Genomic DNA, 22,052 nt, shown 5'->3' on the forward strand with positions numbered 1-22,052 from the left:
CTACGCAATGTACTCAACGGCTTAGCGGGTGCGCGCCACTTGACCTTTCAGATTGCGGCAGGGAACCTGGCGGCCAGCAACAAGCAAGCCAGCCACGACGAGCTCGGAGAGCTGCTCTACTCACTGGATACCATGCGCTTTAGTTTGGCCAGTATCGTCACTGATCTGGATAGCCGAGTGTCGATCGTGACCCCGGCCGTTAGGCAGATTGCTGCTGAAAACGAAGAGCTTTCATCACGTACCGAGCAGCAAGCATCATCGCTTCAGCAAACCGCTGCCAGCATGGAAGAGATGACCTCTACCGTGCAGCAGAATACTGAAAACGCGCGCCAGGCAACTGAGCTTGCCATGCAAAATGCCGACAGTACACGCGATACCGGCAAACAGATGGAAGCCCTGGTTGAGCGTATGCAGCGCATTGCTCAAAGCGCAGAAAAAATGACCGAAATGATCAGCGTGATTGATGGCATTGCGTTTCAGACCAACATACTGGCGCTCAATGCCTCCGTCGAGGCTGCCCGCGCGGGCGATCATGGCCGTGGCTTTGCCGTTGTCGCCAGCGAAGTGCGTAATCTAGCGGGGCGGAGCGCGACGGCCTCCCAGGAAATTCGCAAAATGATCGACAGTACTACTCAAGAGGTCAGCGGCGGGCGGAGTGCTGTAGAGCAGGCAGAGCGCGCCATTGAAAATGTGATGCAGCAGGTAAACCGTGTCAGCGTGTTAATGGAATCCATTAGTGCAGCCTCTAATGAGCAGAGCAGCGGTATCGGACAAATTAATTCAGCCGTCGCTGAAATGGACCATGTGACACAGCAAAATGCATCAAAAGTGCAGTCAATCGCGGCGTCAGCTGACAATTTGGCGCTAGAGGCCTTTGAGCTGGCCAACGTGGTCGATGCGTTCCGCTTAAAAGGCTTTCAAGAAGAGAGTGCCAAGGCTGCCCGCGATAAGCTTTCGTTTACGCATAAGGCTCAGCAGAAAACAACCAGGCAACTGCCTGCCGCCAGTAATGCCGCACTTGGTAAACTCGTCGCCCAGCCTCAGCACGACCAGTGGGAAGAGTTTTAAGCGTCTAACGCCTCAACACTCCCATACGTGATAGATGCCACCCTCCAGGGTGGCATTTTAGAAACGCGTCAGCGGATTAATCTCGTCGGGCACTACGTCTGGCGCTGTGGGCAGCGCTCATGCCACAATCATGGGCGCTGGATTCACCTGCCCACCGCCGAGTTGGCAGCGGGCCAAAAAAAAGATGTAGAGGACACTATGCCTGAGTATCGCTCCCGTACGACCACTGCTGGCCGCAATATGGCTGGCGCCCGCGCTTTATGGCGTGCCACGGGTATGAAAGATGACGATTTTCACAAACCTATTATCGCGGTCGCCAACTCGTTTACCCAATTTGTCCCCGGTCACGTCCACCTGAAAGATATGGGCCAACTGGTTGCGCGTGAAATTGAGAAAGCCGGTGGCGTAGCCAAGGAGTTCAACACTATTGCCGTCGATGACGGCATCGCGATGGGCCACGACGGCATGCTGTACTCGCTGCCCAGCCGCGACATTATCGCCGACAGCGTTGAGTACATGTGTAACGCGCACTGTGCCGATGCGTTGGTCTGTATCTCCAACTGCGACAAGATCACCCCTGGCATGTTGATGGCTGCCATGCGCCTGAATATTCCGGTCGTCTTTGTCTCAGGCGGGCCCATGGAAGCCGGCAAAACCAAGCTGTTAAATCATGGCCTGGATTTGGTAGACGCCATGGTAATGGCGGCTGACGACAGCGTGGATGATGAAACGCTGGCCGAAGTTGAGCGTAGCGCTTGCCCCACTTGCGGCAGCTGCTCAGGCATGTTTACCGCCAACTCAATGAACTGCCTGACCGAAGCGCTCGGCCTGGCGCTGCCGGGTAACGGCACTGTGCTGGCAACGCACTCGGACCGTCGTCGTCTGTTTGAAAACGCCGGCCACAAGATTGTTGAGCTGGCCAAGCGTTACTACGAAGGTGACGAGGCGCACCTGCTGCCTCGCGCGATTGGCTCGAAAGCCGCTTTTCGTAACGCGATGACCCTCGATATCGCCATGGGCGGATCCACCAATACCATTTTGCACCTGCTGGCGGCCGCGCAAGAAGCGGAAGTCGACTTCACCATGTCGGATATCGATCAGCTTTCCCGCGAAGTGCCGCAGCTGTGTAAAGTGGCGCCCAATACCCAAAAGTACCACATTGAAGATGTGCATCGGGCGGGCGGCATCATGGCGATCCTGGGTGAGCTTGATCGCGCGGGCGTGCTGGATACCTCGGTGCCCACGGTTTACGGTGATAGTCTCAAGACCGCGCTGGACGAGTGGGACATCATGCGCTCACCCAGCCCGGAAGTGGTTGAGTTCTTTAAAGCAGGCCCTGGTGGCGTGCCCACCCAGACGGCCTTCTCGCAAAGCACGCGCTGGCCAAGCCTGGACGGTGACCGAGCGACTGGTTGTATTCGTAACCTGGAGCACGCGTTCTCAACCCAGGGCGGCCTGGCCGTGCTTTACGGCAACATCGCGCTGGACGGCTGTGTGGTTAAAACTGCCGGTGTTGATGATTCGATTCTACTGTTTGAAGGCACGGCTCACGTCGTGGAGTCCCAAGACCAGGCGGTCGCCAACGTACTGGATGGCAAGGTAAAAGAGGGTGATGTCGTGGTGATTCGCTACGAAGGCCCTAAAGGCGGTCCCGGCATGCAGGAAATGCTGTATCCAACCTCATACCTTAAATCCAAAGGGCTGGGCAAAGCCTGCGCGCTACTGACCGATGGTCGCTTCTCGGGGGGGACCTCGGGTTTGTCCATTGGCCACGTATCGCCGGAAGCGGCAGCGGGGGGCGCAATCGGCCTGGTGGAGCAGGGCGATACCATCATCATTGATATCCCCAACCGCACGATTAACGTCAAGCTTTCCGATGCTGAGCTTACCGCTCGTCGCGAAGCGATGGATGCCAAAGGAAAAGAGGCCTGGAAACCGGTCGAGCAGCGCCCCCGCAAAGTGACGCCTGCGCTAAAGGCCTATGCACTGTTAGCGACGTCCGCTGACAAAGGAGCGGTGCGCGATCTTTCCAAGCTCGATTAAACGTTCGCAAGGAGCATTATGAAAGCAACGATCAATGTGGGCCTGGTAGGTTATGGGTTCGCGAGTAAAACGTTTCATGTACCGCTCATTCAGGCCACGGAAGGCCTGGATTTGGTCGCGGTGTCCTCAAGCGACGCCGCTAAGGTGCAGGCGGATTTGCCTGATGTAGAGGTCGAGAACGAGGCACGGGCATTATGCCAGCGTTACGATATTGACCTTATTGTGATTCCTACCCCCAACGATACCCACTTTCAGCTTGCCAAAATGGCACTTTCTGCGGGCAAGCACGTGGTGGTGGATAAACCGTTTACCGTGACGCTGTCAGAAGCCAAGCAGTTAAAATCGCTGGCCGTGGTGAAAGAGCGTTTGATCTCGGTGTTTCATAATCGCCGTTGGGATAGCGATTTTTTAACGGTTAAGGCTTTGCTTGAGACAGGCACGCTAGGACGTGTGACCGGTTTCGAATCGCGCTTTGATAGGTTCAAACCAGAAGTACGCGACCGCTGGCGCGAGAAAGCCACGGCGGGTGGCGGTCTCTGGTTTGACCTGGGGCCACATCTGCTGGATCAGGCATGTGAGTTGTTTGGGATGCCCAACGCCATTTTGCTGGAGCTGGGCACACGCCGCGATGGCGCGCAAGCCGATGACGATTTTCTCGCGCTGCTGGCCTACGATGACCGGCGTGTTCAGTTAAGCGCCAGTGCGCTAGTGGCCGAAGCGACACCGCGTTTTCGGATACATGGCACGCAAGGCAGCTATATAAAATACGGTCTGGACCCTCAAGAAGATCGCCTGAAGGCAGGGGAAGTGCCTGCCGTTAATTGGGGAGAAGATACCCCAGGCACGTTGACGCTGCGCGAAGGGCAGGGTGAAAAGGCATCACTGACAAGCCATGAGCATCCTACTCAGCCGGGTAACTACCTGGCCTATTACCAGGGAATCGTCGAGGCTCTCCAAGGCCGTGCTGCGCTACCGGTAGATATCGAAGCCGCGTTACGCTCGATGACGCTTTTGGAAGCGGGGCAGGATAGCTACCGCCAACGCCGCTGGATAGCGCTTAAACCCCACTTTTAACCCAACACGAAAGTCGGCACCCGCTTCACGCGGGTGCCTTATTTGCTCGTTCCTCGCAAAACGTTACCACGCGCTACGATTCTTGCTGGATCCGAAAATAGCGCAAATTCGTAGCGCGTGGTAAGCGCCAGCGCACCCGCGGAAGCAGTGCGAAGCGCTGCCAGGTGGTGCGTTACAAAGCATGGATACAGGCACGGCGACAACGCCAAGGCGGCTTGCGCCGCCACTCGCGGGTGCCTTATTTGCTCGTTCCTCGCAAAACGTTACCACGCGCTACGATTCTCGTTGGATCCGAAAATAGCGCAAATTCGTAGCGCGTGGTAAGCGCAGCGCACCCGCGGGAGCAACGCGAAGCGTTGCCGGGGTTGGGTGGCGGGGTGCAATAGCATAGGCATAAGCACGGTGGCACAGCCAAGGCGGCTTGCGCCGCCACCCGCGGGTGCCTTATTTGCTCGTTCCTCGCAAAACGTTACCACGCGCTACGATTCTCGCAAGGTCCGAAAATAGCGCAAATTCGTAGCGCGTGGTAAGCGCAGCGCACCCGCGGGAGCAGCGCGCAGCGCTGCCAGGTGATGAGGTACAAAAGCATAAGCACGGAGGCACAGCCAAGGCGGCTTGCGCCGCCACTCGCGGGTGCCTTATTTACTCGTTCCTCGCAAAACGTTACCACGCGCTACGATTCTTGCTGGATCCGAAAATAGCGCAAATTTGTAGCGCGTGGTAAGCGCAGCGCACCCGCGGGAGCAACGCGAAGCGTTGCCGGGGTTGGGTGGCGGGGCGCAATAGCATAGACATAAGCACGGTGGCACAGCCAAGGCGGCTTGCGCCGCCACCCGCGGGTGCCTTATTTGTTCGTTCCTCGCAAAACGTTATCACGCGCTACGGTTTTTGCTGGATTCGAAAATCGGGGCCCGCGCTGAAAGGCGGGGCCGACATTACCTCACAGCAAATCAGCAGCGTCTTGGCGCTTCTCGTCACGTAATTTATCGCGGGCGATATACAGGGCTGCTATGGCACGGGCTTCATGAAAATCGTCGCGTAGCAAAAGGGCCGGCAGCTCTTCGATGGGGTGGGTCTCGACAATAAGCGGCTCTGGCTCATCGCCCGGCAGCCGTTTGGCATACAGGTCAGTCGCGATTAATACCTGCATGCGATGGCGCATATAGTTGGGGGCCAGTGAAAGCTCAACTAAAGGCTCGATGCAGTGAGCACCAAAGCCGCACTCTTCCATCAATTCACGGTTAGCCGCGGTAATAACATCCTCGCCCGAGTCCACCAATCCTTTGGGAAGCGTTAATACGTAATCTTCAAAACCTGCCGCGTACTCGCGTATCAGCAACACATGGTCAGGGTCAGGCATGGCCACAATCATTACCGCACCACGGTCGGCGCCGGTTAAACGCTCAAACTGGCGCTCCTCGCCGTTCGAGAAGCGTAAATCCAGTGACTCAATATGAAACAAGCGGCTTTTGGCTACGCTCTCACGGGCCAGTATCTGCGGCTTGCGCAGGTAGCCGGCGGGAGAATCAGATGCTGACATAAGGGCCTCCATGGCTGCTAAATAAGGGTTAGGCTACAATAGCACGCTTACTCTTTTAGACTGGAGCGGCAATGATTGATTGGCGCGAAATTGATACCGTGCTGCTGGATATGGACGGTACGCTGCTGGACCTACACTTTGACAGCCACTTCTGGTTGGAGCATCTCCCGCGCCGTTATAGAGAGCTTCATCAGCTTGATGAAGCATCTCAAAATGCACTCCAGCAGCGCATTATGGGCGAACAGGGCACGCTAAACTGGTACAGCCTGGCGTACTGGAGCCGAGAACTGAATGTCGACGTCGTTGCGCTCAAACGGGAAGTGCAGCATTTAATTGGTCTACGTAGCGATGCACTCGACTTTTTAACGTGGCTAAAGCAGTCCCATCCCCGAGTGATATTGGCCACCAACGCTGATAGAGCCAGCCTATCGCTTAAATTGCCGTTAACAGGGTTGGAAAACTACTTGGATGCCATCATCTCCTCTGAAGATGTAGGGGCAGCGAAAGAGGAGCAGGCATTTTGGTTTGCACTGCAAGACATCGAACCTTTTGACCCGGCCCGTACCCTGTTTATAGACGATAACTCCCGCGTGCTGGAAAGCGCCCGCGAATTTGGTATCCGGCATTTGTTGGGTATTAAACAGCCAGACAGCCAGCGCCCTGAAAAAGAGCTGCAGGAATTTATCGCTTTGGATCGATTTGCCCAACTGCTGCCAGAAAACCTACCAGGGCAGCAAGGAGAGCGTTAATGAGCGACGCCGTTCGCTTGGATAAGTGGTTATGGGCAGCGCGGTTTTTTAAAACCCGCGCGCTCGCTAAAAAAGCCATTGAAGGTGGCAAGGTGCATTACGACGGTGCGCGTGCCAAAACCAGTAAAAATGTCGAGTTGGGAGCGCTTATTCGCGTGCCTCAGGGGTGGGACATTTACGAGGTCGAGGTAACAGAGCTTTCTGACCAGCGTCGTGGTGCGCCTGAAGCACGAAAACTCTATGCAGAGACCGCCGAGAGTACCGAGCGGCGCGCCCGTGAGACCGAAGCCCGCAGGCTTACTAATCAAGCCATGCAGCACCCCCTCAAACGGCCTGATAAAAAGCAGCGCCGCGATATACAGCGCTTTCAGCGTCAGCCCGGCGAGTAGCCGACGTTTCCTGCCTTGGGCTGTCTTCACGGCCAAGGCAGGCTAGCCCGCCAAGCGCCCATTTTAAGTACCCTTTTACTGCAGGACCTTGTTATGTCTGATCAAATTCAGCGGTTTATGTTTGACCAAACCAACGTACGTGGCGAAATCGTAACGCTAGCCACTGCCTACCACGAAGTGCTCACGCGCCACGCGTATCCGCCCGCCGTTAATGAGCTGTTGGGTGAGCTGTTGGCCGCTGTCGCGCTACTAACCGATACCATTAAGTTGGACGGCACCTTAAGCATTGAAGTGCGTGGCCAGGGCGTGCTGTCGCTATTAATGGCGGAGTCCAACCCAGGCGGTGAGCTACGTGCGATTGCTCGTGTGGCGGAGGATAGCCACTTGCCCAGCGAGCGGGCAGACTTTCGTGAATTGGTCGGAGAAGGGCAAATTGTCATTACGCTCGACCCGCGTGAAGGCAACCGCTACCAGGGCATTGTCGCGTTGGATCACGAAACGCTCAGTGGCTGTCTGGAAGCCTATTTTGGAAAATCCGAACAGCTGCCTACTCGCTTGTGGTTAGCGGCAGACGGCGAGCGTGCCGGTGGCTTGCTGCTGCAGCGCCTGCCTGATGCCTCGCAAAATCAGGATGTCGATGCGTGGGAGCGCAGCGTCGCGTTGGCCGATACGATCAAACCTGAGGAGCTTTTGGGGTTAGAGCAGCGCGAAGTGCTTTATCGCCTTTATCATGAAGAGACGGTTCGGGTCTTTGATCCTAAAGCCCTGCGTTTTGGCTGTACCTGTTCGCGGGAGCGAATGGCGGGAGGATTGATCACGTTAGGGGCTGCTGAACTGCGCGATATTGTGCGTGAAAAAGGCGCTATTGATACGCAATGCCACTTCTGTCACACGAAATATCACTACACTGCGGCTGATGTTGAGACATTATTGGAGAACCCGGATGCGCCATCACCGGTTATTCACTGATTATGTAGTCGTTTATCAAGGTGCTGATTAACAGGTTTCTCTCGTAAGGGGCAGCAGTTACAGCGCTTGTAGCGATTCCAGCCTAAAAACATTTGAAAACTTACTGCGCTGCAACAAGGAGTGTTGTGTATTTGTAGTAGTTTAACTACAAAATGTTTGGTCAAAGCCCCCGTTTCCCGGGGGCTTTCTTTTTGTAATAATGCGCCTGACTTCAGCACCCCCAGCACAATGTATGTTGTTGGGGCGACCTTTTTTGGCGGCGTTAACAGCGCCCGGTAACGAGAAAATGGCCGCAAGGCCCAGGAATCAAAATGACCACGACTCAAGCCGCTCCCCAAGTCCATGTGAATCTTAGCAGCGCCGAATTAATCGAGCGCGCCGTGGCCCGTGGTGAAGGCCGCTTGTCGGCGGATGGCGCCTTGGCCGTCAATACTGGCGTACGGACGGGGCGTTCGCCAGCTGACCGCTTCATTGTCGATGAGCCGTCGACGCGTGACAGTATTGATTGGGGCAGCGTCAACCGCCCGTTTGATGCCGTTAAATTCGATGCCCTATGGGCGCGGGTTGAAGAGTATCTAAGCCGTCGTGAGTATTTTGTATCTGAGCTGCATGTGGGTAGTGATTCCACCCACTATCTGCCGGTTCGCGCAACCACTGAAACGGCTTGGCAGAATCTTTTCGGTCGCACCATGTTTGTACGTCCGAGCGCTTACAACCCAGCGGGTAAAGATGAGTGGGTCATTCTCAACGCGGCAAATTTTGAGTGCGAGCCGGACCGTGATGGCACCAACTCTGACGGCTGCGTCATTATCAATTTCGCCGAGAAAAAAGTGCTGATCGCCGGTATGCGCTACGCAGGCGAAATGAAAAAAGCCATGTTCTCGGTACAGAACTTCCTGCTGCCAGCGTCGGACGTGCTGCCTATGCACTGCTCGGCCAACGTGGGTGAAGATGGCGAAACCTGCCTGTTCTTCGGTCTTTCCGGTACGGGTAAAACCACGCTTTCCGCTGATCCGGCACGTTACCTGATTGGTGATGACGAGCACGCCTGGGGCGACGGTATCGTCTTCAACATGGAAGGTGGTTGCTACGCCAAATGTATCGACCTTTCCGAGAAAAACGAGCCGGTTATTTGGAACGCGATTAAGTTCGGCACCGTGCTTGAAAACGTGGTGCTTAATGACCGTCATGAGCCGGACTACGCCGATGACAGCCTAACCCAGAACTCGCGTGCCGCGTATCCGCTTGAGCATATTGAAAAGCGCGTGCCGGAAAACCTGGCGGGCGAGCCCAATGCCATCGTCTTTTTGACCTGCGATATGTCAGGCGTATTGCCGCCGGTGTCGGTGCTTTCAAAAGAGGCCGCGGCGTACCACTTCCTTTCCGGTTACACCGCTAAGGTTGGCTCTACCGAAATGGGCTCTTCAGAAGGCTTGGCCGCTACGTTCTCTACCTGCTTTGGTGCCCCGTTCTTCCCGCGCCCGGCGCGTGAGTACGCGGATCTTCTGATCAAACGTGTTGATAAGAAAGACGCTCAGGTTTACCTGGTCAATACCGGCTGGACGGGCGGCGCGTTTGGGGAAGGCGGTTCACGCTTCTCTATCCCGACGACGCGTGCCATCATCAGTGCGATTCAGTCAGGTGTGTTGCGCGATGTAGAAACGCGCCATATCGAAGGCTTGAACCTTGACGTGCCGGTCGCCGTGCCCGGCGTTGATTCCAGCCTGCTTGACCCACGCGATACTTGGCAAGACCGTGCTGCCTACGACCAGCACCTGCAAGAGCTGGCGACTAAGTTCGTGGATAACTTCAAGAAGTTTGAAGGGGTGAGCGAAGCGATCCTCAAGGCAGGCCCGCAGTTGGGTTGATATTGAGTAGTGGCGAGCAAAGCACGCCAAGCCAGAAGGCCGCCCACGGGTGGCCTTCTGCTATTTGCATGGTTGAAGGTTCAGTTGAGGCCTGCGCGTCGCGTGCAGATAAAGCGGTAGTAGGCTGATTGTGATACCTTGTCAGCACTAAAAAATGCTGCATGAGTTAGTTGCAATTTATGGATGTCAATCAGCGAATTATTTCCCGCTTAGCCGACGAGCTAGGCGTGCGTACCCAGCAAGTAGCGGCTACGGTAGAGCTGTTGGATGGCGGTGCCACCGTGCCGTTTATTGCCCGTTACCGTAAAGAAATTACCGGGGCATTAGATGATACCCAACTGCGTCAGTTGGATGAGCGGTTGCGCTATCTGCGCGAGCTTGAAGAGCGCCGTGCCGCTGTCCTGGAAGCCATTGATGAGCAGGGCAAGTTGGATGCATCGCTCAAGGCGAGCATAGACGCGGCAGAAACCAAGCAACGCCTTGAAGATCTCTATTTACCCTTTAAGAAAAAACGCCGCACAAAGGCACAAATCGCGCGTGAAGCGGGGCTTGAGCCGTTGGCGGATGCGCTGCTGGCGAATCCCGCGCTTGACCCTGAAGCGGAAGCAGCCGGCTACCTGCGACCGGCAGAGGGTGATATTCCCGCCGTTGAAGATGCCAAAGCGGCGCTGGACGGCGCTAAACAAATCCTGATGGAGCGCTTTGCCGAAGACCCCGAGCTAATCGGTCGGTTGCGCGAGCGCCTCTGGCAAGAGGGTGAGCTGAGTGCCCGTGTGCTGGAGGGCAAGCAGCAAGAAGGCGCTAAGTTTGCGGATTACTTTGAGCACGATGAAAAGCTTGCCAAAGTGCCTTCACACCGTGCGCTTGCCATGTTCCGTGGCCGCAATGAAGGCGTGCTGAGCCTCGCTATTCGCTTGCCTGGTGAAGATGATGCGCCTATTCATCCCGCCCAGGTGGCCATTGCCAAACAGGTGGGCATTAGCGATGAGGGCCGCGCTGCTGATAAATGGTTGGGCGAGGTGGTCCGTTGGACATGGCGAGTGAAACTCTACACAGCGCTGGAAACCGAGCTGCTGGGGCGTTTGCGCGAGCAGGCTGAGCAAACTGCCATCGAAGTATTTGCCGCCAATCTGAAAGACCTGCTGTTGGCCGCACCCGCTGGGCAAAAAATCACCCTGGCGCTTGATCCAGGTTTGCGTACCGGTTGCAAGGTGGCGGTCATTGACGCAACCGGGCAGTTTATCGACCAGGCGACTATTTACCCGCATGCGCCACAAAACCGCTGGGATGAGTCGCTCAACGTGCTGGCTAAGCTCGTTAAGCAGCATGGCGTTCAACTGGTTGCTGTTGGGAACGGCACCGCCAGCCGTGAAACCGACAAGCTGGCAGGGGAGCTACTGAAAGCACTGGCGCCTGAGTATCGGGTCAGCAAAGTGATGGTATCGGAAGCCGGGGCGTCTGTTTACTCCGCTTCGGAATATGCTTCTCGTGAGCTGCCGGATCTTGATGTAACAATACGCGGCGCGGTGTCGATTGCTCGCCGTTTGCAAGACCCGCTGGCTGAGCTGGTTAAAATTGAGCCCAAGTCGATTGGCGTAGGCCAGTATCAGCATGACGTTTCTCAGGTACAGCTATCGCGTAGCCTAGAGGCTGTCATTGAAGATTGTGTTAATGCCGTGGGGGTTGACCTTAACACGGCGTCAAGCGCGTTGCTCTCACGAGTGGCAGGCCTAAGTGCTGCGATAGCTGAGAATATCGTGGCCCAGCGTAACAGCCTTGGTGCGTTTAAAAGCCGTAAAGCACTGCTGGACGTTAGCCGCCTGGGCCCCAAAACCTTTGAGCAGTGCGCAGGTTTTTTGCGCATCAGCAATGCGGATAACCCGTTGGATGCAAGTGCCGTTCACCCGGAAGCCTATACCCTGGTCGAGCGCATCGCTAAACAGAGTGGCCGTGATGTTAAAGGCTTGATTGGCGATAGCGCTGCGCTGAAAGCGTTAAAGCCCGCTGATTTTGCCGATGAGCGCTTTGGTGTGCCCACGGTCAGCGACATTCTGAGCGAGCTTGATAAGCCGGGTCGTGACCCACGGCCTGAATTTAAAGCTGCAGAATTCCGCGAGGGCGTGGAAACGCTCAAGGATTTGAAGCTGGGTATGGTACTGGAGGGCACCGTGACGAACGTAACGCCCTTTGGTGCGTTTGTAGATATTGGCGTCCATCAGGATGGTCTGGTACATATCTCTGCACTGTCTGATCGCTTTATTGACGACCCACGTAGCGTAGTTAAAGCGGGTGATATTGTGTCGGTGAAAGTGATGAGCGTGGATATTGCACGTAAGCGGGTGGGGCTTTCCATGCGCCTGAATGATGAGCCGGAACGCGAGCAAGAGCGCGCGTCATCAGCCGTTAATAAAGGGTCGCAAAAGCCACCACGTAGCCAACGACCTGCCAGTAAGAGCACGGAAACTTCGGCGCCAATGGGGGCGCTGGGGGCGGCATTGCTGAAAGCCAAGCAGGGCAAGTAGACGCATACGTTGAACGCTTATGTAACTTGAAGGCTTGCGTGGCTTGAAAATACGTGTCTTGAAAATACATGTCTTGAAAATACGTGGCTTGAAAATATAAGGGCTGCCGCCATATCCTGCCTTTTATGATTGATGGATATGCTGGCGATGCCACCTGATTTCACCAGGGCTCGCCCAAAACGAGCCTTACTGACAAGGAGTGTTCACCTTGCCTGAACCACTCACTGTGCCATCTTCGCTGACCTCCCAGGTTGAGCGACTGTTGCCCAGCGCGCGCTTGGGCCGCATGGGACGCTTACGCCGCGGGCTGGAAAAAGAAGGACTGCGGGTTGATGCAAACGGCCATATTGCGCAAACCCCGCACCCAAGTGCTTTGGGTTCCAAGCTAACGCACCCGCATATCACCACTGATTATTCAGAAGCGTTGATTGAATACATTACCCCGGTGTATTCGCAGCCGCGTGAAGCCTTGGCCTTTTTATCGGATCTGCACACCTTTACCTATCAGCACCTTGACCAGGAGTGGGTCTGGCCGGGGAGTATGCCGTCACGGCTTTCAGGTAATGCCAGCGTGCCCATTGCGGATTACGGCTCTTCCAACGTCGGCACCATGAAGCACGTCTACCGTAAAGGGCTGGACGTACGTTATGGGCGGATCATGCAGGCAATTGCTGGCGTACACTACAACGTCTCGTTACCTGATGATATGTGGCACGCGCTGCGCGAGCTGGAAGGTGCGAATAATATCCCGTTTAACGACTATCGTTCGACGCGCTATTTTGGCCTTATCCGTAATTTTCGACGTCATAGCTGGCTGCTGCTTTATCTGTTTGGCGCTTCGCCTGCGGTAGATAAAAGCTTTTTGCCTAACGGCAACGTGCCTGAAAAGTTGAAGCCACTCAACGACGATACGTTTTATGCACCGTTCGCTACAACGCTGCGTATGTCGGATCTAGGCTATCAAAATAAGGTCCAGGCTCAGCTTAAAATCTGCTTTAACTCGCTATCCAACTATGTGAACACGTTGCGCCATGCGATCTCAACGCCATGGCCGGATTATGAAAAACTCGGCGTTAATGTAGAGGGTAACTGGCAGCAGTTGAATGCCAATATTCTCCAGATAGAGAACGAGTACTACAGCGATATTCGTCCCAAGCGCGTCGCCAAGCATAACGAAACGCCTAGCCAGGCGCTTGAAGCGCGCGGTGTTGAGTATATTGAAGTGCGCTGTTTGGACCTGAACCCCTTTGACCCGCTGGGTGTCACCGAGACACAGATGCGCTTTGTCGACACCTTCCTGATGTGGTGTTTACTCAGCGATAGCCCGTGGATTTCTGATGATGAGTGCGACCGCCTGGACGACAACCGTCGTTGGGTGGTGGAGCGCGGCCGTGACCCAGAGTTAACGCTGATTCGTAATGGCCAGACCACCTCGGTTAGTGAGTGGGGCGAGCAGATTTTTGCAGAATTGAACGAAGTCGCCCGCCTGCTGGATGCTGTGGAAGACGATGCGCCTCACGCGGCAGCACTCAATGAGCTGGCCCCGCGTTTGCGAGATCCTTCGCTGACGCCCTCGGCTCAGCTGTTGGCGCTTATGAAAGAGGGCAATGGTTCGTTAAGTGATACGCTGCTTGGGCTGGCCAAGGAGCAGAGCGAAAAGCTTAAAAATACACCCATGCTACGCTCACGCGAAGCCTTGCTTGACCAGTTGATTGAGACCTCGCATCAGCAGCAGAAAGATATAGAAGCGGCAGACCAGGAGAGTTTTGCTGACTTCCTCGATACGTACTTTACCAAGGCGCGTGAATCGCGCGCGTTGTCTGCGTTACTACTTGAGGAGAGGCAATGAAGCCCACAGCACTTCGCCCCGTGGCCCTTGCAGGCTTGGCATTTTGTGTCTTGATGATGGCCGTCGCGCTTGGCCTCGAGCATATTATGGGTCTTGAACCCTGCCCGCTGTGCATTTTTCAGCGCGTAGCGGTCATTGCTGCAGGCGTGATCTTTGCGGTTGCGGCTATCCACAACCCAAACGGCCGTGTGGGGAAAGGCATTTACGGTGTGTTGGGGGTGATAGCGGTAGCCACCGGCGCGTTTATTGCCGGTCGCCATGTGTGGCTGCAAACCCTCCCGGCCGACGAGGTACCGTCCTGTGGCCCAGGTCTTGGCTACATGATGGATATTCTGCCCATGCAGGATGTCGTTGCCATGGTGTTGACAGGCTCTGGCGAGTGCGCCGAGATTGACGTTACCTTTATGGGGGCTTCTCTGCCTGCCTGGACATTCCTCGGCTTTGTTATCCTGGCGCTTGTACCTCTGCGGATATTGTGGCTAGCTATCAAGCGATAGATGGCTGTTTGTGTGGCCAGCGTTTTGGCTGGCCGTTAGCATCAAGGAAACGGCCCCTAACAGAATTGACAGAGAAAGGTGGAAACGCGAGCCTTACTCTGTTGTAGGTGGCTATTAGCAAGGAGAAACCCATGCTCGAAGATTGCAAAAATGCCCAAGAGCGCTGGGGAGGCGTTCATGGCTTGATCGACCGCTGGCTGGAGCAGCGCCGCGCGCTTTTGGCGAGCTTTATCGAGCTAAAGGAAGCCTGCGACACTGAACTAGAAGCCGTTAGCAAAGAGCGCATTGATACCTTTAGCCAAATGCTCATGGATTACATTAGCGCGGGGCATTTTGAGATTTACCCCCAGCTCGCGGAAGAAGCGAAAGCCTTTGATGATGAGAGTGCGCTGCACATCGCATCGCGGCTTCTGGAACGCCTTGAGATGTCTACGCAAATGGTGCTTGAGTTTGACCAGGATTACGAGTCACCTGTGCGTTGCCAGCAGCATTTGGTGCGCCTGCCCGCCTGGATTGACCGCTTGGCAAAAGGTCTCACTGAGCGTTTTGCGCTAGAAGATCAGCTCATTGCTCGCTTGCACGCCGCCAATACCCCCAGCTAAGCCTTTCCTCTTCATTGCTTGTTGTTGTGCGCCAGATAAAAGCACCCTTGAAGGTGCTTTTTGTCGCATTTTATTCTGGCTAATCTTCCCAAGCGCCCTGGTTTAATGGGGCGATACTTGCTGCTTGGTTGAGGCTTCCTAATACTGTTTCTTTTTATGAAGGAGACGTTTACATAAGTTGATTTGGTAATAAATAAGCTATAGTTTGCCTGAAGTGTGGTTTAACTATTAATAAGATGAGGAAGAGTAGTATGCGACGTTTTTCCAAGCCTTGTTTAGCAGGTTTTTGCCTATCGGCGATCAGTATTGCTCTCGCGCCCACAGTGGCCGCATGTACCTCCCTTCTTTATAGCGACGCAAATGATAAATTTTATGCGGGCCGCACCATGGAACTGCCCATGGAGCTACCTTATAAAGTGTCCTACTTTCCAGCCGGCACTAGCTTTGGCTCGCAGGCTGATAAACATCACGTGCTGGACTTTACCGGCCAAAACGCCTTTGTTGCCGTTACGGTGCCGGACCCCGTATCAAAAGATTTAAAAGTAGCTGAAGGCGTTAACGACAAAGGGTTGACGTTTGGCTTGCTGGCGTATGCCAGCACCGAAGGCCCCGCCGATATGGTTAACAATACGCAGGCGGTGCTGGCAGCTATCGACCTCGGCGCTTGGGCGCTTTCTCAGTTTTCTACCGTTGACGAAGTAAAGCAGGCGTTAGAAGAACAACCTGTTATGGTGACGTCGCTACTGCCGATGGGCGTGCTGGATACGCCGTTTCACTACACGTTGCACGATGCCACGGGCAAATCCATCGTGATTGAGTTTGCCAATCACGAGCAGAATGTTATCGACAACCCGCTAGGAGTCATGACCAACGGGCCAGAATTTTCCTGGCACATGACCAACCTGAATAACTACACGTTCTTAAGTAACATTGACCAGTCAAAGCTGGAATTGAGTGGGGTAAAACTTGCTCAGCCTGACTCAGGAATTGCGACGGCCGGGCTGCCTGCGTCGAATACTTCAGTTGGGCGCTTTGTGCGTGCTATTTACTACTCCCAGTTTGCTGAAAAAGCGGAAAATGCAGACAGCGCCATCACGACGCTTGCCCATGTCATGAATAACTTTGACCGGCCGCGCGGTATTACCATCGACAACCGATTCCGCGACTCGATTGAAAATATTGCTGCCCCCGGCGTTAACAATGACCGTGTCTACACCTCGGAATATACCTCCTGGACGTCACTGATTGACCTCCAGCAGCGGACGCTTCACCTGCGCTCTTACGATAGCCTTAACTACATCCATTTCGATCTGGATGAGCTAACGGATATTGATGAGATCCGTCATGTTGAACTCAAGGACGTGGTTCATGGCCCGCAAGATGCCACGCTGGCCTTGAGTCAATAAGCTAGCGTTTATAAGAGAAAGGGGGCCGCTCAAACGGCCCCCTGTGTTCGCGCTACGGCTTGTGGCGGTGTAGTTTGCCACCCAGCACCAGCATGCAGGGCGTCAGCAGGAGGGTGAGGGCGGTCGCGAAGGTAAGCCCGCCGGCAATGGCGCTCGACATCTGTGTCCACCACTGCGCTGAAGGGGCGTTGAACCCAAGTGACGGTGCGAACAGGTTGACGTTCATGCCCAGTACCATCGGCATCAAACCCAGCACTGTGGTGATTGCCGTTAACAGCACCGGGCGAAGCCGCAAACAGCCTGCTTCCAATGCGGCCTCGGCCGGTGCCATCCCTTCAAGACGTAGCTCATTATAGGTATCGATTAGTACGATATTGTTATTCACCACGATACCGGCCAGCGCAATGACCCCCATACCGACCATCACAATGCCAAAGGCCTGACCCGTGATCAGCAGTCCTATCAATATTCCGGCTGTCGAGAAGACGATGGCCGAAAGCACTAGCATCGCTTGGTAGAAGCTGTTGAATTGAGTCACCAGGATCAGCGACATTAGCCCAATAGCGACAAAGAACGCACTGATCAAGAACTGCATCGCCTCCAGTTGGTCCTCCTGTTCACCGGCCACATTCACCATCAAATCATCGGGCAGCTTGTCTTGCGCTGCCTGAAGCAGTGCCCTTAAACGTTCATCTGCCAGATACCCCGGCGCCAAATCAGCTTCGACGGTAATGGCTCGGCGCCCATTAATACGATTAAGCGTGCCTACTTTGGGTGCCGGAGTAATCTCCACGAAGTGAGAAATAGGCACCTGCCCGCGCGGTGTGTTTATCGTCATGCGGCCGAGTTGGTCGAGTGAGCGCCAACCTTCCGGTAACCGAATTCGAATATCGACCTCATCACTAACGTCAGGCGGCCGGTAGCTGGCCACCTGTAAGCCGTTGGTAAGCAGTTGCACCGCACTGCCAATGGTCGTGATATCAGTGCCCATGCGCGCGGCCGCTTCCCGGTCAACGTTGATCCGCCACTCCACGCCTGGCAGGCTACGGTTATCCTGAATGGCAACGAACCCCCCTAGCTCATGCATGATGGCTTGTAACTGGTCCACCCCCGCATCGGCAACGGCTGGGTTCATGGCGCTGACTTCCAGAACGATAGGCTTTCCGCCTCCAGGCCCCATCTCCTGCTCCTGAAACTCCAGGCGAATACCGGGAATGTCGCTGGCGCGTTCGGCCATATCGGCCAAAATTTCTCGGGAAGGGCGGCGCTCATACCAATCAATAAACTGAAACTGGAGTACGCCGATAACATCGTTCCCCAGTTGCTCGTTAGGAACGGCAAACGAACGCGCGTAGAGCGCCTGTACTTCGCTCATCCCTGATAGCCGTGCCTCCACGCGCTGAACAATGGCATCCGCCTCCAGGGCAGAGAAGTCGCCACGGGCGCGTACCAACACCTGGGCGCTGTCCGGCTCAACGTTGGGGAAGAAGTCGACCCCGTGATTGAGGCGCCCGTAGGCTGTGTAAATTAATGCCAGCAGCAGCACGGCAATGATAAGTACCCAGCCAGGGCGGGCCAGTAGGCGAGAAAGTAAGCGCCGGTAGGCGCGGCCCAGCCGAGTACTTTGGTCGGGGCGAGTTCCGCCCTGCGCTGGCTCGGTGGCCGTACGGGTAAACAGTCGCCCAAGCGTGGGTAAGAAAATCAGCGCCATGGCCAGCGACGCCAGTAAACAGAGAATAACGGTTGCAGGCAGATACTTCATAAACTGACCGACCATGCCGGGCCAAAACAGCAGGGGGATAAACACCGCGAGTGTCGTGGCGGTAGAGGCGATCACCGGCCAGCTCATACGTGAGGCAGCATTCAGCCATGCCTGGTGGGGCGATTGCCCCTCGCGCAGGTGACGATCCGCCAGCTCGCTCACCACAATCGCCCCATCTACCAGCATGCCCGCGACCAGAATCAAGGCGAAGAGCACCACAATGTTGAGCGTGAATCCAAACGCCCAGACCAGCAGAATACCGGTTAAAAAGGCGCCAGGAATAGTCAGGCCCACCAGAAGCGCCATGCGCAAGCCCATCACGGCGACCACCACGATGAGCACCAGTACTACCGCAGTCAGCACGTTATTGAGAAGCTCTGAAAGCATATCCTCAACCGTGACCGATTGGTCGAGAATGGTGGTGATATTTAACTGCTCAGGCAACAAATCACTTGCCTGGTCGAGTGTTTCGCGCACCGCAGCAATGGTGGCAATAATGTTGGCACCAGCGCGTTTGGATATTTCCAGTACTACGGCGGGCTGGTCATCAATACGGGCAAAGCCTGCGGGGTCTTTAAAGGTGGGGTGAATCCAGGCGACGTCGCCAAAGGTAACAACGCGGTCCTCATCCACCTTCACCGGCATGTTCATAACATCTTCAAGCGACTCGATAACGCCGGGCACCTTCAACGCCATACGGCCTGCGCCAGTATCCAGGCTGCCCGCTGCTACCAGTCGGTTGTTATTGGAGACGATGTTAAACAGCTCGTTGAAATCGATGCCGTAACTCTCCAGCACCAGTGGGTCGACCACGATCTCCAGCAAGTCCTCCTGCTCACCACCAATATCCACTTCCAGCACATCGGCGATGCTTTCAATCTCCTCCTTTAAGCGGCGCGCCACGGTAATCCGTTCCCGGGTATCCAACTGCCCGGAAAGGCCAATACTAAGTACCGGAAATTCCGACACATTGACTTCCATGACCCGTGGTTCATCCGCTTCGGAAGGTAAGTCGCTGCGGGCGATATCAACGCGGTCACGAACGTCGGAAAGCGCCGTGTCAGGGTCAAAGCCTGGGTCAAACTCCAATGAAATAGAGGCGTGGCCTTCGTTGGATTGGGCCGTGAACTTACGCAGTCCTGCAATGCCGCGCAGTTCCTGCTCCATAGGACGAATCAGCAGGCGCTCACCATCCTCCGGGCTCACACCCTCCAGCGTCAGCGAAACGTAAATCAGCGGAATCGTAACGTCGGGGTTGGCTTCCTTGGGAATGACCTGCCAGGCAACCACGCCTGCCAGCAGTAGGCTAACCAGCAGAAACAGCGTGGTGCGCGTATGGTGAAGCGCGGCATCAATCAACTGGCGCATTAGCGGGCCTCGGATGCAGCGTCAACAGAAACAGGCTCGACAACCTCGCCGGCATTCACCAGGCCAGCGCCTAGCGTGATTAAGCGCACCTGATCGGGCAGCCCACTGACATAGGCACTTTCAATCGTCGCGCTAACCAGCTCCACCGGCGTCTCAATCACTTCGTTATCGGCATTGATATGCTTGATAGTCAGCTGGTTTTCATGCCCAAGAGACAGCAGAGCAGGTGAGAGGCTGTGTACAGAGCGGGGCGGCAGGGTAATCGTAAGCTCCGCGCTACCGCCGGACATGGGCAGCTGCAAAGGGTTATCCAGCGTCGCTTCGACATAGAACGTACGCGTCGCTTCATTGGCCCGGCGGCTAATAAAGCTCAGCTCGCCCTCAAGATGAGCACCATTGAGCAAGCGAGCCGTAACGGGCAGGCCAACGGCCAGGTCACCCACTTGTTGCTGAGACACCCAGGCGGTGCCGGTTAAACGGCGATCATCTACCAGTCGCCCCCACTCTTCGCCGGGTTGAACGAGATCACCCAATTCAACCTCAATACGGTCCAGCGTGCCGCTAAATGGGGCTTGAGGGCGTGAGTCGGCAAGCTGTTTTTCAAGCTGAGCGACTTGCGCAGCACTCGCGCTTAACGAGGCTTGTAAACGTAGCAGTTCGGGCTGGGAAATAAGCTGACGATCACGCAAATTCTGGGCGCCGGAGTATTCGGCTTGAGCGAGCGAAAGTTCATCGCGGGCTTGCTGTAAGCGTTCTGGCAGGGCGTCGTTATCCAGCACCAGTAGCGTCTCCCCGGCCTCAACAGGGCTCCCTTGGGCAACAGGTTTTTCAACGACAAACCCACCGACGTTGGCGCGCAGGGTGACCTCACGCTCGGCGGTTAGCTGGCCTTGAACCATTTGCTGAGGGATGTAGGGCACGCTGTCGAGTGTCATCACTTCAACGCGCGGACCGCTTACGGAGCTACTTTGTGCCTCGGGAGGCGCGGATTGAAAGCGCTGGAAATCGCCCAGCACTAACCAAATGACCAGACCCAATACCAGTAAACTGGCCAGCATATAAGAAGAGGGAAGTTTGCGCATAAAGGGGGATCTATCCCTGGCAACTGTGTGCAACGACACACGAACAAGAAAAAAGGTGCAGCGATACAATAGCGCAACCAACGGCTTGCAGCGAGTGATTGGCAGGCCCGATGAAGGCAAAGTCACCGTATGGATGATTGAGTTTTTGCATGACTGCGCATAACATCTTGGCATCTTGAGTTCTGTCGACCCATTTGAAGGCGAACCAACCAAGGAGCAATGATGAAAGATCCAGTACGTATTGCGATTACCGGCGGTGCCGGCCAGATCAGTTACTCTCTTATTTTCCGCATCGCCGCTGGCGATATGCTGGGGCCGGATCAGCCTGTCATTCTTCAGCTGCTCGAAATTCCGCAAGCAATGGACGCGCTGAACGGCGTAGTAATGGAAGTCAACGACTGCGCCTTCCCGCTGGTACAAGACATTGTTGCCACTGACGATGCCAACGTTGCATTTAAAGATGCCGACTTCGCTTTGTTAGTCGGTGCGCGCCCGCGTGGCCCGGGTATGGAGCGTAAAGATCTGCTGGAAGCCAACGCCGCGATCTTCTCTGTACAAGGTAAAGCGCTGAACGATCACGCTAGCCGTGACGTTAAAGTGCTGGTGGTGGGTAACCCGGCCAACACCAACGCGCTGATTGCTTCGTGCAACGCGCCGGACCTGGACAAAGGTCAGTTCACTGCCATGACGCGTCTGGACCATAACCGCGCCCTGACGCAGCTGGCCCAGAAAACCGGCAAGCACGTGACCGACGTTGAAAACATGATCATCTGGGGCAACCACAGCGCTACCCAGTACCCCGATATCGCTCAGTGCAAGGTTGACGGTAAAGCGGCGTTTGATCTGGTTGAACGTGACTGGTACGAAAACGACTTTATCCCGACGGTACAGCAGCGCGGCGCGGCCATCATCAAAGCACGAGGCGCGTCTTCTGCGGCCTCCGCGGCTTCTTCAGCCATCGACCATATGCACGACTGGGCGCTGGGCTCCAAAGGTATCGTCAGCATGGCGATTCCGTCTGACGGCAGCTACGGCATCGCCGAAGGTATCATCTACTCCTACCCGGTACGTTGCCAGGGTGGCAAATATGAAATCGTTCAAGGCTTTGAGCTTGACGAATTCAGCCAAGAGAAGATGAAAGCAACCGAGAAAGAACTGCGTGAAGAGCGCGCAGCCGTTGAGCACCTGCTCGGCTAAACGCGCTTCTGATTCTGTTAGTAACAACAACCCCGCAAGCCCAGGCTTGCGGGGTTGTTGTTTTATA

General features: G+C 55.5%; 16 protein-coding genes. 13 read left to right on the forward strand and 3 right to left on the reverse strand.

Annotation, left to right across the window (positions count from 1 at the left end; genetic code table 11):
• The 3 genes from ACT3R4_RS15365 to ACT3R4_RS15375 all read left to right on the forward strand — a co-directional run.
• On the forward strand, positions 1-1,068 hold a 1,068-nt coding region (locus ACT3R4_RS15365; RefSeq protein ID WP_496201230.1), incomplete at its 5' end, for a methyl-accepting chemotaxis protein.
• Between the two features lie 198 nt (positions 1,069-1,266).
• Complete coding sequence (gene ilvD, locus ACT3R4_RS15370; protein ID WP_441679790.1) at positions 1,267-3,111, forward strand: dihydroxy-acid dehydratase; 1,845 nt, start codon at positions 1,267-1,269, stop codon at positions 3,109-3,111.
• Between the two features lie 18 nt (positions 3,112-3,129).
• The gene (locus ACT3R4_RS15375; protein ID WP_193057436.1) at positions 3,130-4,185 is read left to right on the forward strand and encodes an oxidoreductase; all 1,056 of its coding nucleotides are present in this window, start codon (positions 3,130-3,132) and stop codon (positions 4,183-4,185) included.
• A gap of 940 nt (positions 4,186-5,125) precedes the next feature.
• Here ACT3R4_RS15375 and nudE read toward each other — a convergent pair.
• Entirely contained in the window at positions 5,126-5,725 is a 600-nt protein-coding gene (gene nudE, locus ACT3R4_RS15380) for an ADP compounds hydrolase NudE (protein ID WP_193057366.1), read from the reverse strand.
• Between the two features lie 71 nt (positions 5,726-5,796).
• Here nudE and yrfG point away from each other — a divergent pair, with 71 nt between their 5' ends.
• From yrfG to ACT3R4_RS15425, 9 genes are all read left to right on the forward strand, one after another.
• A complete protein-coding gene (gene yrfG / locus ACT3R4_RS15385) occupies positions 5,797-6,474 on the forward strand; it encodes a GMP/IMP nucleotidase (RefSeq protein WP_193057367.1) in 678 nt (225 codons plus the stop codon).
• Positions 6,474-6,863, forward strand: coding sequence for a ribosome-associated heat shock protein Hsp15 (gene hslR, locus ACT3R4_RS15390; RefSeq protein WP_193057368.1), 390 nt, complete (start codon positions 6,474-6,476; stop codon positions 6,861-6,863). The genes yrfG and hslR overlap by 1 nt, the downstream gene beginning before the upstream one ends.
• A 93-nt stretch (positions 6,864-6,956) precedes the next feature.
• Positions 6,957-7,832, forward strand: a complete 876-nt coding sequence (gene hslO, locus ACT3R4_RS15395) for an Hsp33 family molecular chaperone HslO (protein ID WP_193057369.1) — start codon at positions 6,957-6,959, stop codon at positions 7,830-7,832.
• 311 nt (positions 7,833-8,143) lie between these two features.
• Positions 8,144-9,700 carry a phosphoenolpyruvate carboxykinase gene (locus ACT3R4_RS15400; protein ID WP_193055053.1) on the forward strand — a complete coding sequence of 519 codons (1,557 nt, stop codon included), beginning with the start codon at positions 8,144-8,146 and terminating at the stop codon, positions 9,698-9,700.
• Positions 9,701-9,879: 179 nt separating this feature from the next.
• Positions 9,880-12,222, forward strand: coding sequence for a Tex family protein (locus ACT3R4_RS15405; RefSeq protein ID WP_441679787.1), 2,343 nt, complete (start codon positions 9,880-9,882; stop codon positions 12,220-12,222).
• A 208-nt stretch (positions 12,223-12,430) separates the two neighbouring features.
• On the forward strand, positions 12,431-14,071 hold the full coding sequence (gshA, locus tag ACT3R4_RS15410) for a glutamate--cysteine ligase (RefSeq protein WP_441679785.1): 1,641 nt from the start codon (positions 12,431-12,433) through the stop codon (positions 14,069-14,071).
• A complete protein-coding gene (locus ACT3R4_RS15415) occupies positions 14,068-14,568 on the forward strand; it encodes a disulfide bond formation protein B (protein WP_441679784.1) in 501 nt (166 codons plus the stop codon). Before gshA ends, ACT3R4_RS15415 begins: the two co-directional genes overlap by 4 nt.
• A gap of 131 nt (positions 14,569-14,699) precedes the next feature.
• Positions 14,700-15,170, forward strand: a complete 471-nt coding sequence (rsd, locus tag ACT3R4_RS15420) for a sigma D regulator (RefSeq protein WP_193057372.1) — start codon at positions 14,700-14,702, stop codon at positions 15,168-15,170.
• Positions 15,171-15,421: 251 nt separating this feature from the next.
• The gene (locus tag ACT3R4_RS15425) at positions 15,422-16,576 is read left to right on the forward strand and encodes a linear amide C-N hydrolase (protein WP_193057373.1); all 1,155 of its coding nucleotides are present in this window, start codon (positions 15,422-15,424) and stop codon (positions 16,574-16,576) included.
• Between the two features lie 52 nt (positions 16,577-16,628).
• Here the strand turns inward: ACT3R4_RS15425 and ACT3R4_RS15430 are convergent, their stop codons facing one another.
• Positions 16,629-19,706, reverse strand: coding sequence for an efflux RND transporter permease subunit (locus tag ACT3R4_RS15430; RefSeq protein ID WP_441679781.1), 3,078 nt, complete (start codon positions 19,704-19,706; stop codon positions 16,629-16,631).
• Complete coding sequence (locus ACT3R4_RS15435; protein WP_441679779.1) at positions 19,706-20,788, reverse strand: efflux RND transporter periplasmic adaptor subunit; 1,083 nt, start codon at positions 20,786-20,788, stop codon at positions 19,706-19,708. Before ACT3R4_RS15435 ends, ACT3R4_RS15430 begins: the two co-directional genes overlap by 1 nt.
• 222 nt (positions 20,789-21,010) lie before the next feature.
• Between ACT3R4_RS15435 and ACT3R4_RS15440 the strand changes: the two genes are divergently transcribed.
• Positions 21,011-21,985, forward strand: coding sequence for a malate dehydrogenase (locus ACT3R4_RS15440; protein WP_216657922.1), 975 nt, complete (start codon positions 21,011-21,013; stop codon positions 21,983-21,985).
• The last annotated feature ends 67 nt before the right edge of the window (positions 21,986-22,052 follow it).

It is taken from the genome of Halomonas sp. AOP7-E1-9 (assembly GCF_052376035.1).
Classification (GTDB): Bacteria; Pseudomonadota; Gammaproteobacteria; order Pseudomonadales; family Halomonadaceae; genus Vreelandella; species Vreelandella citrativorans.

Excerpts from the sequence above, each read along its gene's own strand:
- nudE (WP_193057366.1), bottom strand. The coding sequence starts at position 5,725 with ATGTCAGCATCTGATTCTCCCGCCGGCTACCTGCGCAAGCCGCAGATA.
- ACT3R4_RS15440 (WP_216657922.1), top strand. The coding sequence starts at position 21,011 with ATGAAAGATCCAGTACGTATTGCGATTACCGGCGGTGCCGGCCAGATC.
- ACT3R4_RS15435 (WP_441679779.1), bottom strand. The coding sequence starts at position 20,788 with ATGCGCAAACTTCCCTCTTCTTATATGCTGGCCAGTTTACTGGTATTG.
- ACT3R4_RS15375 (WP_193057436.1), top strand. The coding sequence starts at position 3,130 with ATGAAAGCAACGATCAATGTGGGCCTGGTAGGTTATGGGTTCGCGAGT.
- rsd (WP_193057372.1), top strand. The coding sequence starts at position 14,700 with ATGCTCGAAGATTGCAAAAATGCCCAAGAGCGCTGGGGAGGCGTTCAT.
- ACT3R4_RS15405 (WP_441679787.1), top strand. The coding sequence starts at position 9,880 with ATGGATGTCAATCAGCGAATTATTTCCCGCTTAGCCGACGAGCTAGGC.
- hslR (WP_193057368.1), top strand. The coding sequence starts at position 6,474 with ATGAGCGACGCCGTTCGCTTGGATAAGTGGTTATGGGCAGCGCGGTTT.
- ACT3R4_RS15415 (WP_441679784.1), top strand. The coding sequence starts at position 14,068 with ATGAAGCCCACAGCACTTCGCCCCGTGGCCCTTGCAGGCTTGGCATTT.
- ACT3R4_RS15400 (WP_193055053.1), top strand. The coding sequence starts at position 8,144 with ATGACCACGACTCAAGCCGCTCCCCAAGTCCATGTGAATCTTAGCAGC.
- hslO (WP_193057369.1), top strand. The coding sequence starts at position 6,957 with ATGTCTGATCAAATTCAGCGGTTTATGTTTGACCAAACCAACGTACGT.
- ilvD (WP_441679790.1), top strand. The coding sequence starts at position 1,267 with ATGCCTGAGTATCGCTCCCGTACGACCACTGCTGGCCGCAATATGGCT.
- ACT3R4_RS15425 (WP_193057373.1), top strand. The coding sequence starts at position 15,422 with ATGCGACGTTTTTCCAAGCCTTGTTTAGCAGGTTTTTGCCTATCGGCG.
- yrfG (WP_193057367.1), top strand. The coding sequence starts at position 5,797 with ATGATTGATTGGCGCGAAATTGATACCGTGCTGCTGGATATGGACGGT.
- ACT3R4_RS15430 (WP_441679781.1), bottom strand. The coding sequence starts at position 19,706 with ATGCGCCAGTTGATTGATGCCGCGCTTCACCATACGCGCACCACGCTG.